The organism is Herbaspirillum sp. GW103, assembly GCF_000261365.1.
GTDB lineage: Bacteria > Pseudomonadota > Gammaproteobacteria > Burkholderiales > Burkholderiaceae_D > Herbaspirillum.
The window spans coordinates 1,023,073-1,037,872 of the sequence record NZ_AJVC01000003.1 but is presented as its reverse complement, the minus strand read 5'-3'; the positions used below and the strand labels follow the sequence as shown (position 1 = coordinate 1,037,872).

11 protein-coding genes are annotated in these 14,800 nt (G+C 64.0%); 7 read left to right on the top strand and 4 right to left on the bottom strand.

Features of this window, described 5'->3' with window-relative positions; translation table 11 throughout:
- Positions 1-135: 135 nt before the first annotated feature.
- On the bottom strand, positions 136-873 hold the full coding sequence (locus GWL_RS08205; protein ID WP_034332582.1) for an IclR family transcriptional regulator: 738 nt from the start codon (positions 871-873) through the stop codon (positions 136-138).
- A 262-nt stretch (positions 874-1,135) separates the two neighbouring features.
- Between GWL_RS08205 and GWL_RS08200 the strand changes: the two genes are divergently transcribed.
- The 3 genes from GWL_RS08200 to prpF are packed head-to-tail and all read left to right on the top strand — an operon-like array spanning position 1,136 to position 5,719.
- Positions 1,136-1,858: a GntR family transcriptional regulator gene (locus tag GWL_RS08200; protein WP_008328632.1), complete on the top strand. Its 723-nt coding sequence runs from the start codon at positions 1,136-1,138 to the stop codon at positions 1,856-1,858.
- A 52-nt stretch (positions 1,859-1,910) separates the two neighbouring features.
- Positions 1,911-4,532, top strand: a complete 2,622-nt coding sequence (gene acnD / locus GWL_RS08195; RefSeq protein ID WP_008328631.1) for a Fe/S-dependent 2-methylisocitrate dehydratase AcnD — start codon at positions 1,911-1,913, stop codon at positions 4,530-4,532.
- Positions 4,529-5,719, top strand: coding sequence for a 2-methylaconitate cis-trans isomerase PrpF (gene prpF / locus GWL_RS08190; protein WP_008328630.1), 1,191 nt, complete (start codon positions 4,529-4,531; stop codon positions 5,717-5,719). Before acnD ends, prpF begins: the two co-directional genes overlap by 4 nt.
- A 192-nt stretch (positions 5,720-5,911) precedes the next feature.
- On the opposite strand, the gene GWL_RS08185 is transcribed toward prpF, so the two are convergent.
- The 3 genes from GWL_RS08185 to GWL_RS08175 all read right to left on the bottom strand — a co-directional run bounded on the left by GWL_RS08185 (position 5,912) and on the right by GWL_RS08175 (position 8,442).
- Positions 5,912-6,118 carry a hypothetical protein gene (locus tag GWL_RS08185; RefSeq protein ID WP_008328628.1) on the bottom strand — a complete coding sequence of 69 codons (207 nt, stop codon included), beginning with the start codon at positions 6,116-6,118 and terminating at the stop codon, positions 5,912-5,914.
- Positions 6,119-6,244: 126 nt separating this feature from the next.
- Entirely contained in the window at positions 6,245-6,994 is a 750-nt protein-coding gene (locus GWL_RS08180; RefSeq protein ID WP_008328627.1) for a transporter, read from the bottom strand.
- Between the two features lie 515 nt (positions 6,995-7,509).
- Positions 7,510-8,442 (bottom strand): HDOD domain-containing protein, encoded by a 933-nt coding sequence (locus GWL_RS08175; protein ID WP_008328626.1) that lies wholly within the window; start codon positions 8,440-8,442, stop codon positions 7,510-7,512.
- Between the two features lie 361 nt (positions 8,443-8,803).
- On the opposite strand from GWL_RS08175, the gene GWL_RS08170 reads away from it, so the two are divergent.
- The 4 genes from GWL_RS08170 to pdeM are packed head-to-tail and all read left to right on the top strand — an operon-like array spanning position 8,804 to position 14,762.
- Positions 8,804-9,865, top strand: coding sequence for a ligase-associated DNA damage response exonuclease (locus tag GWL_RS08170; RefSeq protein ID WP_008328625.1), 1,062 nt, complete (start codon positions 8,804-8,806; stop codon positions 9,863-9,865).
- A complete protein-coding gene (locus tag GWL_RS08165; protein ID WP_008328624.1) occupies positions 9,858-11,561 on the top strand; it encodes an ATP-dependent DNA ligase in 1,704 nt (567 codons plus the stop codon). Before GWL_RS08170 ends, GWL_RS08165 begins: the two co-directional genes overlap by 8 nt.
- Complete coding sequence (locus GWL_RS08160) at positions 11,542-14,109, top strand: ligase-associated DNA damage response DEXH box helicase (protein WP_008328623.1); 2,568 nt, start codon at positions 11,542-11,544, stop codon at positions 14,107-14,109. Before GWL_RS08165 ends, GWL_RS08160 begins: the two co-directional genes overlap by 20 nt.
- A complete protein-coding gene (gene pdeM / locus GWL_RS08155; protein ID WP_008328622.1) occupies positions 14,106-14,762 on the top strand; it encodes a ligase-associated DNA damage response endonuclease PdeM in 657 nt (218 codons plus the stop codon). The genes GWL_RS08160 and pdeM overlap by 4 nt, the downstream gene beginning before the upstream one ends.
- Positions 14,763-14,800 lie beyond the last annotated feature (38 nt).

Sequence of the window (14,800 nt, the reverse complement as noted above, 5' to 3'; positions counted from 1 at the left end):
GTTCCTCGGTAGAAACGACGACATGGACTGGACGCCGGGTTACCGGCGCAAATGGATTATTCATCCCCGGACCCGGACAGGGTCCTCCCGCGTCCAGCCAGCACCGTCTTCTGCGGACGGCGCAGCCTGACTGGCTTAAAAACGATTGCAGATGCGCTGCGCGGACTCCACCGTCATGCGGACCAGTTCCTGCTCGCGATTGCCCACGCGCAGCGCCGGTGCCATCAAGGTGATGGTGCCTTCCAGACGGCCATTGGACGTCATGATGGGCACCGAGACACCCCACACGCCCAGGTCCACTTCGCTCTCGCTGATGGAGTAGCCACGGCGGCGGATTTCATCGAGCTGCGCCTCCAGCGCGGCGGCTTCCTCGGGCTTGTCGCCCAGCTGGTCGGCCACCAGTTTCTGTTGCAGCTTGCGTGGCATGAAAGCCAGCAGGCTCTTGGCCGATGCTCCCTTAAGCAAGGGATGTGCCCGCCCCTTGGTAAAGGAACAGCGCAAAGGCTGGTCACTTTCTTCCATGGCGATGCAGACCATCTGGCCGTTGATCGGTACCAGCAGGCCCACGCTCTCGCCGCTGCGCTGGACCAGGGAAATGATTTCCTCGCGACTCTGGCTGATCAGGTTGGAATTCTGATCGAACCCCCACGCCAGCTGCACACCGGTCGGACCCGGCTCGAAGGTGCCGGAATTCATGTGCTCCTGCAACAAGCCCCACTTCTTCAGGGATGCCAGGTGGCGATAAACGGTACTGACCGGTTGTTGCACCATCGCAGCAATCTGCTTGGCACTGACGGGCTTGCCGGCACGGGCCACGCCGGCGAGTACGTGGAGAACGCGGTCAACGATGGTAGAGGTTTGTGGAGAGTCCATGGCGGCAATATAAGGTTAAATTCTCACTTTGGGCGAACGATTCCCGCATATAAGGAAATAAATAGAAAAATTTTGAGACGCTTCTTCATATATTCCCAGCGGGCGGCTGAATTTTCTCACCTGTAACGAAAATTGCCTCATGCTATTTTTTTACTACCCAGTGCCGAAAATATTATAGTGTCGACACTTCTTCCCTTTTTTGGGCAAAGTGCTATGATGAAACGCATCAATTTCAAAATATTGTCGACACGACGAAAAACCCATGAGCGAGCTGATTGCACTGCCCGGCGCCGAACGTGAGGGAGAAACGCTCTCCGAACACGTTTTTCGCAAGATTCAGAGCGCCATCGTGCAGGGTGAGATTGCGCCAGGCAGCAAGATTTCCGAACCTGAACTGGCGCGCACCTATGGCATCAGCCGGGGGCCCTTGCGTGAGGCCATCCACCGGCTGGAGGGCCAGAACCTGCTGGTACGCGTGCCGCATGTGGGTGCGCGGGTGGTGTCGCTGACGCTGGAGGGGCTGGTGGAACTGTTCCAGATCCGCGAATCGCTGGAAGGCATGGCCTGCCGCCTGGCCGCGCAACGCATGAGCCGGGCCGAGCTGGACGAACTGCGACGGGTGCTCGATACCCACGAGAAAGACGAGGCCTTCCAGGCCGGGCGCGGCTATTACCAACAGGAAGGCGACTACGACTTCCATTACAAGATCATCCAGGCCAGCGGCAACCAGATCCTGACCCGCATCCTCTGCGGTGAGCTGTACCAGCTGGCGCGCATGTACCGCATTCAGTATTCGGCCACCCCCAACCGTCCGCGCCAGGCCTTTGCCGAACATCACCGCATCCTCGATGCCCTGGCAGACGGCGACGGTGAACTGGCCGACCTGCTCATGCGGCGCCACATCGGCGCTTCCCGCCGCAACATCGAACACCAGATCGCCCAGACCGGTCCCGGCGGCTCAGGCCAGCAGCGTGACCAGGCCTGAACGCATCCCCCGCACAAGAACCATTCCATCAACGAGACACGAGCCAACCGCCATGAATACCCAATACCGCAAGCAACTGCCCGGCACCCGACTAGACTACTTCGACGCCCGCGCCGCCGTCGAGGCGATTCGTCCCGGCAGCTGGGAAACCCTGCCCTACACGTCCCGCGTGCTGGCAGAAAACCTGGTGCGCCGCTGTGATCCGGCCACCCTCACCGATTCGCTGCGCCAGTTGATCGAGCGCAAGCGTGAGCTGGATTTCCCGTGGTTCCCGGCGCGCGTGGTGTGCCACGACATCCTGGGCCAGACCGCGCTGGTGGACCTGGCCGGCTTGCGCGACGCGATTGCCGACATGGGCGGCGACCCGGCCAAGGTCAATCCGGTGGTACCGGTGCAACTGATCGTGGACCACTCGCTGGCGGTGGAATGTGGCGGCGATGATCCGCAGGCGTTTGAAAAGAATCGTGCGATTGAAGACCGCCGCAATGAAGACCGCTTCCACTTCATCGACTGGACCAAGCTGGCCTTCGAGAACGTGGACGTGATCCCGCCCGGCAACGGCATCATGCACCAGATCAATCTGGAGAAGATGTCGCCGGTGATCCATGCCAAGGATGGCGTGGCCTTCCCCGACACCCTGGTCGGCACCGACAGCCACACCCCGCACGTGGATGCGCTGGGTGTGATTGCAATCGGCGTGGGCGGCCTGGAAGCCGAAAACGTCATGCTGGGCCGCGCCTCCTGGATGCGCCTGCCCGACATCATCGGGGTGGAACTGACCGGGCGCCGCCAGCCGGGCATTACCGCCACCGACATTGTGCTTACGCTCACCGAATTCCTGCGCAAGCAGAAGGTGGTGGGCGCCTATCTGGAATTCTACGGCGAGGGCGTCGCCAGCCTGACCCTGGGTGACCGCGCCACCATTTCCAACATGGCGCCGGAATATGGCGCCACGGCGGCCATGTTCTCGATCGACCAGCAGACCATCGATTATCTGAAGCTGACCGGCCGCGACGATGAGCAGGTCAAGCTGGTGGAAACCTATGCCAAGCAAGCGGGCCTGTGGTCCGACACTCTGAGCAAAGCCGAGTACGAGCGCGTACTGCGCTTCGACCTCTCCACCGTGGTGCGCACCCTGGCGGGGCCGAGCAATCCGCACAAGCGCCTGCCGGTCTCCGAACTGGCCGCCCAAGGCATCGCCGGCAAGGTCGAGAACGAACCGGGCAAGATGCCCGACGGCGCCGTCATCATCGCCGCCATCACCAGTTGCACCAATACCAGCAACCCGCGCAACGTGATCGCCGCCGGTCTGCTGGCGCGCAACGCCAATCGCCTGGGCCTGACCCGCAAGCCCTGGGTCAAGAGCTCGCTGGCGCCCGGCTCCAAGGCCGTTGAACTGTATCTGGACGAAGCCGGACTGACCGCCGACCTGGAAAAACTGGGCTTTGGCATCGTGGCGTTTGCCTGCACCACCTGCAACGGCATGTCCGGCGCGCTCGATCCCAAGATCCAGCAGGAAATCATCGACCGCGATCTCTACAGCACCGCCGTACTGTCCGGCAACCGCAATTTCGATGGCCGCATCCATCCTTACGCCAAGCAGGCTTTCCTGGCCTCGCCACCGCTGGTGGTGGCCTATGCCATTGCCGGCACCATCCGCTTCGACATCGAACAGGATGTGCTGGGCGTGACCGCCGAGGGCCGCGAAATCCGCCTGAAGGACATCTGGCCCGGCGATGAAGAAATCGACGCCGTGGTGGCCGCCGCCGTCAAGCCGCAGCAGTTCCGCAATGTCTACACGCCGATGTTTGCCGCCCGCGTGGACCGCAGCCAGTCGGTCAGCCCGCTGTATGACTGGCGTCCCCAAAGCACCTACATCCGCCGTCCGCCCTACTGGGAAGGCGCGCTGGCCGGTGAGCGTACGCTCTCGGGCATGCGTCCGCTGGCCGTGCTGGGCGACAACATCACCACCGACCACCTCTCGCCCTCCAACGCCATCCTGCTCGACAGCGCCGCTGGCGAATACCTGGCCAAGATGGGCTTGCCGGAAGAGGACTTCAATTCCTACGCCACCCATCGCGGCGACCACCTGACCGCCCAGCGCGCCACCTTCGCCAATCCCAAGCTGTTCAACGAAATGGTGAGGAAGGCCGACGGCAGCGTGCAGCAAGGGTCACTGGCGCGCCTGGAACCGGACGGCCGTGTCATGCGCATGTGGGAAACCATCGAAACCTACATGGAGCGCAAGCAGCCGCTGATCATCATCGCCGGCGCCGACTACGGCCAGGGTTCTTCGCGCGACTGGGCTGCCAAGGGTGTGCGTCTGGCCGGTGTGGAAGCCATCGTGGCAGAAGGCTTCGAGCGCATCCACCGTACCAACCTGATCGGCATGGGCGTGCTGCCGCTGGAATTCAAGGCCGGTGAAAACCGCAATACCTACGGCATCGACGGTACCGAAACCTATGACGTCATCGGCCAGCGCCGTCCGCGCGCCGACCTGACGCTGGTGATCCACCGCAAGAATGGCGAACGCGTGGAAGTGCCGGTGACCTGCCGCCTCGATACCGCCGAAGAAGTCTCGATCTACGAAGCCGGCGGCGTGCTGCAGCGCTTCGCCCAGGATTTCCTGGAAGCCTCCGCCAACGTCGGCCAGAACGCCAAGGAACAAGCATGAGCCAAGTCCCCCAGATCCGTATCCCCGCCACCTATCTGCGTGGCGGCACCAGCAAGGGCGTCTTCTTCAAGCTGGACGAGCTGCCCGAAGCCGCCCGCGTCCCGGGCCGCGCGCGTGACAAGCTGCTGCAGCGGGTGATCGGCAGTCCCGATCCCTACGGCAAGCAGATCGATGGCATGGGCGGCGCCACCTCCAGCACCAGCAAGACGGTCATCATCTCGCGCAGCGAGCGACCCGGCCATGATGTCGATTACCTGTTCGGCCAGGTCTCCATCGACAAGGATTTCGTCGACTGGAGCGGCAATTGCGGCAACCTGTCGGCGGCGGTCGGCCCCTTCGCGATTTCTGCCGGTCTGGTGGATCCTTCGAAGCTGCCGCAGGATGGTGTGGCCGTCATCACCATCTGGCAGGCCAACATCGGCAAGACCATCGTGGCCCACGTCCCCATTCGCGGCGGACAGGTACAGGAAACCGGTGACTTCGAACTGGATGGTGTCACCTTCCCCGCCGCCGAAGTCCAGCTGGAATTCATGGACCCGGCCGCTGAGGAAGAAGGCGCGGGTGGCGCCATGTTCCCCACCGGCAATGTGGTCGATACCCTGGAAGTGCCCGGCGTGGGCAGCTTCCAGGCCACCATGATCAATGCCGGGATCCCGACCATCTTCCTCAATGCCGACGAGATCGGCTATACCGGCACCGAACTGCAGGACGCCATCAACAGCGATCCCGCCGCGCTGGCGCGCTTCGAAACGATCCGCGCGCATGGGGCGATCCGCATGGGCCTGATCAACAAGGTGGAAGAAGCAGCCACCCGCCAGCACACGCCCAAGGTGGCCTTCGTTGCACCGCCCAAGCAATACATCTCCTCCAGTGGCAAGACTGTCACGGAGAAGGACGCTGACGTACTGGTGCGCGCCATGTCCATGGGCAAGCTGCACCACGCCATGATGGGCACGGCTGCCGTGGCCATCGGCACGGCAGCGGCCATTCCGGGGACGCTGGTGAACCTGGCGGCGGGTGGGGGCGAACGCCACAGCGTGCGCTTCGGCCATCCGTCCGGGACCTTGCGTGTCGGTGCGGAAGCGAAGCTGGAAGACGGCCAGTGGGTCGTCACCAAGGCCATCATGAGCCGCAGCGCGCGGGTGCTGATGGAAGGCTGGGTGCGGGTGCCGGGGGATGCGTTCTGATCTGCCTGCGCAGTTCCTGCCCCGAGAGACCTTCCTGGCCTCGGACGCCGCCAGTCTCATGACCGGCGCCATTGTCAATGCAGACGGTGCTTATACCTGCATATGAAGCTTTGTACCGTCCGCGCAGGCAACAAAAAGGCCGGCCACCTTGCGGTGCCGGCCTGATCGGCTGGTTGCTGGTCCAGGGCGGGCTCAGACGCGGTAGATCTTTTCGCCGGTCTGAACGATCCTGAATTTCTCGTTGGTCAGGGGATCCAGCGCACGGCCATCGGTTAGCTTGTAGCTGCGGCTGAAGGCCTGGGCAGCCTGGTCAGCCTCGTCCTGTTGCGTCTGGTACACCTCTACGTGGTAAGGTGCGCCGGTCTTGCCCTTGGCATCGAATTTTTCCACCAGATCCATATGTCGTCTCCTTAGTCGTGGCCTTGCGCCAAGGTCAACGATAGCAGATTTGGCGCGGCTTTCCAGCGCATTGCATGTTGCAGCGCACAGAGATGAAGTTCCGTGCGCTGCCCCGAGGCTCCCCGATCAGAAGTGCAAGGTCACGCCGACACCAAACTGCCGCGTCACCTCAGCCTTGTTCAGACCGAATTTGGCACCGGCATCCAGGTCCACCGTCTTGTTGGGTGACCAGATCGCACCCACCAGGGCATAGGAAGGCAACTTGCGGCTGGAAGCGTCGGGGTTCTGTGCCAGGCCGGTATCGGCCACCAGGCGCCACTGCTCATTGAGGCCATATGCGACGGCTACCGAAGCGCGCCACAGGGTCTTGCGTTGCCCCTCCCGGTCACTTTCCAGCTTGAAGCGGTTGTAGCGCAGGCCCAGGTTGCCATGCAGCGCCCACGGGCCCGTCTCGTAGGAGGCGATGCCGGTGAGGGCCATGCTGTTTCTGCCGGTGCCCAGGCCCTTCTCTTCGTCGCCGCTGGGCATGAACAATTCTGGCTTGAGCGCCAGCGCCAGGCCATCGGCTTCATGGAAACGCCATTTGGCGCCCACTGACACATCCCCCACCCCGGTGCCGCTTGGAGCCTGGAAGGTCTGCGGCAGGTTGAAGAACATGTCCAGCTTGTCCGTCACGCCGTAGGTGAAGGTCAATCCGCCCACATGAGCGGCGTTGCCGTCCTGCCTGCTCCAGTCGGTATTCATTTCCAGCTGCATGCCGCCACTGCCTTGTACGCCGGCATCATCGGTGACCAGCGGATGAGCGGCAAAGGCCGGATGACTGGCGGCCAGCAGCAGTGCGGTCAGGCAGGACACTCGGATGGTTTTGTTTTTCATGAAAGACCCCACTTTCTTGTACTTTATTTTGATCGGTACGGCATTCGCGTGGCCACGATGACACACCCGTGCCTGCCGCAGACGTGACGGAGCACGTCGCAGGCGACGGAGACAACATTGTGGTCGGAGCGAACCGAAGGGAAATCGCGCCGCTGCCATGCCGGGGACACATTAGCAAAGGAAATTGCCAGGCATTCCGGACAGGAAAGGCGCAGGCAAGGCCCTATTGATGAATATGTCCTCGTTGGTGGCTGCGGTAAATGCCGTGGCTTTTACGGAAGGAACATCAATCTGGCTGGGTTCATCGAGCCTTGCGAGCCGCCGGAAGCGAAGTCAGGACAGAGTCTGATGATGACGGGGAGATGCGGGCCACGGGCGGTTCCTGCAACGTTCCTGACGATCAACAGAGGCGCTTCACTTCCAGAGCGAGGGGGATAGTACCATCGGCACCTGACAAATCAGCAACGAAAAACTTCGATTTTTCATGACTAAATCTGACGCTGACTGCAATCCATTCACTCGGGCCGTTGCGCCGCAGCGAGCAGCTCCGGGCCAATCTCGCGCAGCACGCGGGTCGGCACCTTGAGCAATGCTCCCCATTCACTCCAGTCCCAGGACACGCGGCCGCACAGGTATTGCAGACTGGAGAGCGGCAACTCGAAACGTTCACCCAGTTCCAGCAGACGCGGCAGCAGGGCCGGCCGCTGGGCATCGCTGGCCACGCAGACGTCGGCCACGCAGGCAGCCAGTTCCAGCAGGCGGATCAGGCGCTGCTGACGGTCTTGCTCATCCATGCCGGTGTTGTCGGCCTGGCCGTGATACAGGACGCTTTCGCAGAAGAGCTTGGGGAACAGCCAGTCCTGCATCATCGCTGCGGCCAGTTCAAGATGGTTGAATCCGAACAGTGCCTTTTCTTCCTGTCGCAACGAGGCGCCCTGCACGCCGGTGCGCAGCAGCTCGCCGTAACGTTTGGGACGCGCCGAGGCCAGCCCCAGCCGGCCGATATCGGCCAGCAGACCGATGGTGAACATTTCTGCCGGCGGCGCCACCTGCAGCAGGTCGCCCAGGGCCTGACCGGCGCAGGCCATGGCCGTGCAACGGCTCCAGAACAGGTCATAGTCGAACTGCTCGCAATCCCCGCGCCGCGCCGATTCGGTCAGCGAGATCGCCAGCGCCATCTGACGCACCGCATGCAGACCGACCATCAGCAACAGCTCGATATTGACGGCGGCCACCATGCGCCCCTTGTTGATGTTGGGGATGTTGGCAATCTGGATCAGGCGACCGGCCAGCACCGGATCACCCTGCACCTGCGCCACCAGCTCCGGCAGCGCAATGTCTTCCTGCTGGCACATCTGCATGATCTTCAGACGCACACCCGAAGGCGCAGGCAAGACTTCAGAGTCTTGCAGTTCACGGAAAACCAGGGGATCGACGTAATGAGACATGAGGATTCGTGTGATTCTTTTGAGTTCGATGCTTGGCGCAATGCCAATTTGAGTTCACCACAAGCATACCCAAATAATGTGCATTGTGCGTTGCGGCAATGCAAACGGAAATCAAGTTTCATCAGGACACGTCGGCCTGCTCACTGACAGGAATGCAGGGCGGGCACTGACAGTGGCGTGCGGTGCTTGCCGTTAAGCTGACAAGTGGAACCGGCATCGGCAACTCGGCAACTCTGCAAAAAGCTTCATATAACTTGCGACAAAGCCGCGACAAGACCGCTGCAGGCATGGACAAAGCGGGCCGGACACGGCAAAACGGAGCCGCACGATTTTTTCAAGGCAGAGCAAGGACAACTCCCGCATGGAAGACATGGTAGTGGTGCGCAAGGAAGGGCTGTATTGCGTCCCCGGCGATTTCTACATCGATCCCTGGCGCCCGGTGGCGCGCGCGGTCATTACGCACGCCCACGCCGACCATGCCCGTGTGGGCCATGGGCACTATCTGGCGGCGGCACCGGGCGCGGGCATCCTGCGGGCGCGCCTGGGTGCGGATATCCCCCTGCAAACGTTGCCTTATGGCGAGCGCATCAACCACAATGGCGTACGGCTGTCGCTGCACCCCGCTGGACACGTGCTGGGCTCGGCACAACTGCGCATGGAGCACGAAGGCCGTATCTGGGTGGCCTCGGGTGACTACAAGCTGGAACCTGACGGTACCTGCGCGCCCTTCGAGCCGGTGCGATGCCACGCCTTCATCACCGAATCCACCTTCGGCATGCCGATCTACCGCTGGCAAGCGCAGCAGGAGATCTTCGACGAGATCAACCGTTGGTGGCGCAGCAACGCCGCGCAAGGGCGCGCCAGCGTGCTGTTCTGCTATTCCTTTGGCAAGGCGCAGCGCATTCTGCATGGCATCGACGCCAGCATCGGTCCCATCATCTGCCATGGCGCAGTGGAGCCGCTCAACCTGCTCTATCGCGAAGCCGGCATCGCCCTGCCGGAGACGCTCACCGCAGGCCAAGCGGAGGCCGACAAACGCAGCAAGGCCACCGTCTACGCCGGCAGCCTGGTGATCGCGCCGCCTTCGGCGGCGGGTTCGCCCTGGATACGCCGGTTTGGCGACTACAGCGATGCCTTCGCCAGCGGCTGGATGCGCCTGCGAGGGACACGTCGGCGGCGCGGGGTCGACCGTGGCTTCGTCCTCTCCGACCATGCGGACTGGCCGGCCCTGCACGAGGCGATCCGCGCCACCGGCGCCGAGCGGGTCATCGTGACCCATGGTCAGGTCGCCACCATGGTGCGCTGGCTGCGGCAGCAAGGGCTCGATGCCGGCGCCTTTGCCACCGAATACGGAGATGAAGAAACGCAAGACAGCACTACCCCGGCTGCGCCCGTAGCAGCGCAGGAAAGCGGCCATGCGTGAATTTTCGCGGCTCTATGCCGAACTGGATGCCACCACCTCCACCACCCGCAAGCTGGCCGCCCTGCAGGACTACTTTGATCGTGCTCAAGCCGCCGATGCGGCCTGGGCAGTGTACTTCCTGGCCGGGGGCAAGCCGCGCCAGACGGTTCCTACCAGCTTGCTCAAGCAATGCGCGATGCAATACGCGCAGATCGATGAATGGCTGTTCGAAGAGTGCTATCACAGCGTGGGCGACCTGGCCGAGACCATCGCCCACGTCCTGCCGCCGCCCTCCGGCGCCAGCGACCTCGGGCTGGCGCGCTGGATGGAGGAGCGCATCGCGCCCTTGCGTGGCGCCGATCCGGCCGTCATCCGCAGCGCCCTGTTCGCCGCCTGGGATGAACTGGACTGGCAGGGACGCTTCCTGCTGTCCAAACTGATCGGCGGCGGTTTTCGCGTGGGCGTGTCGCGCCTGCTGGTCACACGGGCGCTGGCTGGCGTTGCCCGGCTCGATCCCAAGCTGGTCGCACAACGCATGGTTGGCTGGACCGATGGCCGCACCCGGCCCGATGCCCTGCGCTTTGCCGCACTGATTGCGCCGGCCGCGGGTCAGGATACGCAGTTGCAGGGTGGGCAGCCCTATCCTTTCTTCCTGGCCCATCCGCTGATGGAGGTGCCAGACACTCTGGGAGCGCTCTCGGACTGGCAAGTCGAATGGAAATACGATGGCATCCGCGCCCAGCTGGTGCGCCGACAGGGGAGCAACTGGCTGTGGTCGCGCGGAGAAGAACTGATCACCGACCGTTTTCCCGAACTGGCCAGGCTGGCCCTGCCCGATGGCACCGTCATCGATGGCGAGATCGTCATCCGCCTGGCCGATTGCGGACCGCAAGCTGATCGCGTGGCGCCTTTCGCCGACCTGCAAAAACGCATCGGTCGCAAGAACCTCACCGCCCGCCTGCTGGCTGACCTGCCCGCCGGTCTGATCGCCTACGATCTGCTGGAACAGGACGGCCAGGATCTGCGCGGCCTGCCCCAGCATGAACGCCGCCACCGACTGGAAACCCTGGTGCAGGCCCATGCCGCGCCCGCCCTGATGCTGGCGCCCCGCATCGTCGCCTCTGACTGGAGCAGCCTGGCGCAGCTGCGCAGCAGCGCGCGCGAGCGTGGCGTGGAAGGCATGATGTTGAAGCAGCGGGAGGCACACTACGGCATTGGGCGCACCCGCGATGTCGGAACCTGGTGGAAGTGGAAGGTCGATCCCTATTCCATCGATGCCGTGCTGATCTACGCCCAGGCAGGTCATGGGCGGCGTGCCTCGCTGTACACCGACTACACGTTTGCGGTGTGGGACGCTCCGGACGAACACGGCGAGCGTCGGCTGGTGCCCTTCGCCAAGGCCTATTCCGGCCTCACCGATGCCGAGATTGCGGTGGTCGACCAGGTCATCCGCAAGACCACCATCGAGAAATTCGGTCCGGTGCGCAGTGTCAGGCCGAGCATGGTGTTCGAGATCGGCTTTGAGGGCATCGCCCTGTCGTCCCGCCACAAGGCGGGCATCGCCGTGCGCTTCCCGCGCATCCTGCGCCAGCGCCCGGACAAGACGGTCGAACAGGCCGATACCCTGACCAGTCTGCGGGAGCTGCTGGGGCCAACCGCCAGCCTGCCCTCCGAGGAAAAACAGAAAGAACTGCATCGTGCCACGCAAGACGACTAATTCCCGTTCCAGCGGGAAGATCGCCCTGTCTCAGGCTGAACAATGGTTCAGCCAGCGCGGCTGGGAGGTTTTCGATTTCCAGCGCGCCGTCTGGCAGGCCGCCACCTTGGGCAAGAGCGGCCTGCTGCATTCCGGCACGGGCTCGGGCAAGACCTATGCGGTCTGGTTCGCCGCACTGCTGCACGCCGAACCCAGGCTGGGGCAGCCGGACCTGCCCACCCATGTGAGCGGCCTGCGGGTCTTGTGGATCACCCCCATGCGCGCCCTGGCCACCGACACTTTGCGCGCCCTGCAAGCGCCGCTGGCCGACCTGCTGCCGCACTGGCAGGCTGGCATGCGCACGGGAGACACCGCCGCTGGCGAGCGTGCGCGCCAGATGAAATCCCTGCCCCAGGCCCTGGTGACGACCCCGGAAAGCCTGTCGCTGCTGCTGTCGCAAGCCGATGCCCAACAACGCTTTGCGAAGCTCGATGCCGTGATCGTGGATGAGTGGCATGAACTGATGGGCAACAAGCGTGGCGTACAGGTGCAGCTTGCCCTGGCGCGCCTGCGACGCTGGCGGCCAGGGATGGTGGTGTGGGGGCTGTCGGCCACGCTGGGCAATCTTGAGCAATCGCTGCAAGTCCTGCTCGGTCCTGCGGCTGCCGGACAGGGCGTGCTGGTACGGGGCGAGCAACGCAAGCGCATCGTCATCGATACCCTGTTGCCACCGCAGCCGACCCGCTTTGCCTGGGCTGGCCACCTCGGCATGCAGATGCTGCCGGCCGTGGTGCAGGAGATTGAGGCCAGCGGCAGTACGCTGGTCTTCACCAACACACGTTCCCAAGCTGAACTCTGGTACCAGAATCTGTTGGACGCCCGGCCCGACTGGGCGGGCATCATCGCCCTGCATCATGGCTCCCTGGACCGTGAAGTGCGGGACTGGGTCGAACACGGCCTGCGTGATGGCCGACTCAAGGCCGTGGTCTGTACCTCCAGCCTGGACCTGGGGGTGGATTTCACCCCGGTGGAGCGGGTGTTGCAGATCGGCAGCCCACGTGGCGTGGCCCGGCTGCTGCAGCGCGCCGGGCGCTCCGGCCACTCACCGGGGCGCAGCTCGCGCGCCACGCTGGTGCCGACCAACAGCCTGGAGCTGGTGGAAGCCATCGCCGCCCAGGATGCGGTAGCAGCCGGCCGCGTCGAAGAACGTGCGGTACCCGGGACACCGCTGGACGTACTGGTCCAGCATCTGGTGACCATCGCCCTGGGAGGCGGTTTCCGCGCCGATGAGCTGTTGCAGGAAGTGCGCCAGGCCTGGTCTTATCGCGACTTGCACGAGGACCAGTGGCAATGGGCGCTGGACTTCGTGGCGCGCGGCGGCCGGAGCCTGAGCGCCTATCCGGAATACCACCGGGTCGCCCTGGGGCAAGACGGGTTCTACCGCGTTGACGTGCCGGCCATTGCGCGGCGGCACCGGATGAACATCGGCACCATTGTCGCCGACGCCAGCCTGCACGTGCAGTACCTGAAAGGCGGACGCATTGGCACGATTGAAGAAGGATTCATCGCGCGCCTGCGTCCGGGTGATCGTTTTCTCTTTGGCGGGCGCGTACTGGAGTTCGTCCGGGTCCATGAGATGACGGCCTGGGTGCGCCGCAGTACTGCTGGCAGCGGCGCCGTCCCGCGCTGGCAAGGCGGGCGCATGCCCTTGTCCTCGACCTTGGCGCAGGCCGTGCTGGAGCGCCTGCAACAAGCCGAACAACAGCATTTCGACGGCCCGGAAATGCAGGCGGTGCGGCCACTGCTGGCGCTGCAGGATGCCTGGTCGGCACTGCCCACCGGTCAGCGGCTGGTGGTGGAAGCACTCAAGAGCCGGGAGGGCCATCACCTGTTCTTCTATCCCTTCGCCGGCCGCCTGGTTCACCTGGGACTGGCGTCTCTGCTGGCCTGGCGCCTGGCCAGTACGCGGGCAGCCACGTTCTCGATGGCCGTCAACGATTACGGTATCGAACTGCTGGCGGCGGAGCAAGTGGAGTGGGCGCGCCTGGCCCCGGACCAGGCACAAGCGCTCTTCAGCGAGGAGCACTTGCTGGACGACATACTCTGCAGCCTGAACGCCACCGAACTGTCGCAGCGACGTTTCCGCGAGATCGCTCGCATTGCCGGGTTGATCAGCCAGGGCTATCCCGGCCAGCACAAGAGCGCGCGCCAGTTGCAGGCTTCGTCGGCGCTGTTCTTCGAGGTCTTCCGCAAGCATGATGCCGGCAATCTGCTGCTCACCCAGGCCCAGCGCGAGGTGCTGGAACAGGAGCTGGAACTGGAGCGCCTGCGCAGCACCCTGGCCGAGCTGCGCGCACGCACTCTGAGGCTGGTGCAGCTGGAGCGCCCTACCCCGTTTGCCCTGCCGCTGATGGTGGAACGCTTCCGCGAGAAGCTCTCGACCGAGAAACTGGCCGACCGCGTGGCGCGCATGCTGCGCGAGCTGGAAGGTGCCGCCGACAAGACCGCCTCGCGTGAACAACCCAAGCCCGCCACCCGGCGCAAGGCCAAGCCCGAGACTGCCGCATGATGCCCTACCCCAGCTTCGACGCCGATGGCGCCATCCTGACCATGCTGCCCGAACGCGCGCTGCTGTGGCGCCAGCGTGCCATGCTGATCCTGGCCGATGTGCATTTCGGCAAGGCAGCGGCCTTTCGGGCCGGCGGCATTCCGGTGCCGCACGGCACCACGCGGGCCAACCTGGAGGCCATCGATGCGCTGGTACAGCAGCATGCAGTGCGTCACATCGTGTTCCTGGGGGATTTCCTGCATGCCCGCGCGGGGCGTGCTGCTGGAACGCTCTCGGCACTGGCGCAATGGCGTGGCCGCAACGCGGGACTGACGCTCACGCTGGTGCGTGGCAATCACGACCATCATGCGGGTGATCCGCCCGAAGTCCTGGGCATGGAACTGGTCGATGAGCCCTGGCGGGTCGGCCCGCTGGCGTTCTGCCATCATCCGCAGACGGTGGACGGTGCCTTTGCCATTGTGGGCCATGTGCATCCGGTGTATCGCCTGTCCTCGGCGGGCGACAGCTTGCGGCTGCCCTGCTTCGTGGTGGACGGGCGCTGGGCGATGCTGCCGGCATTTGGCGCGTTCACGGGCGGCTATCGTGTCGATGCCTTGCCGGGACAGCGCATCTATCTGGCGGCCGAGGATTGTGTCTTGCCGCTGCCGGGCTGAGCCGCCACGCAATAAGGGGTATCATCGACGCGCTGATA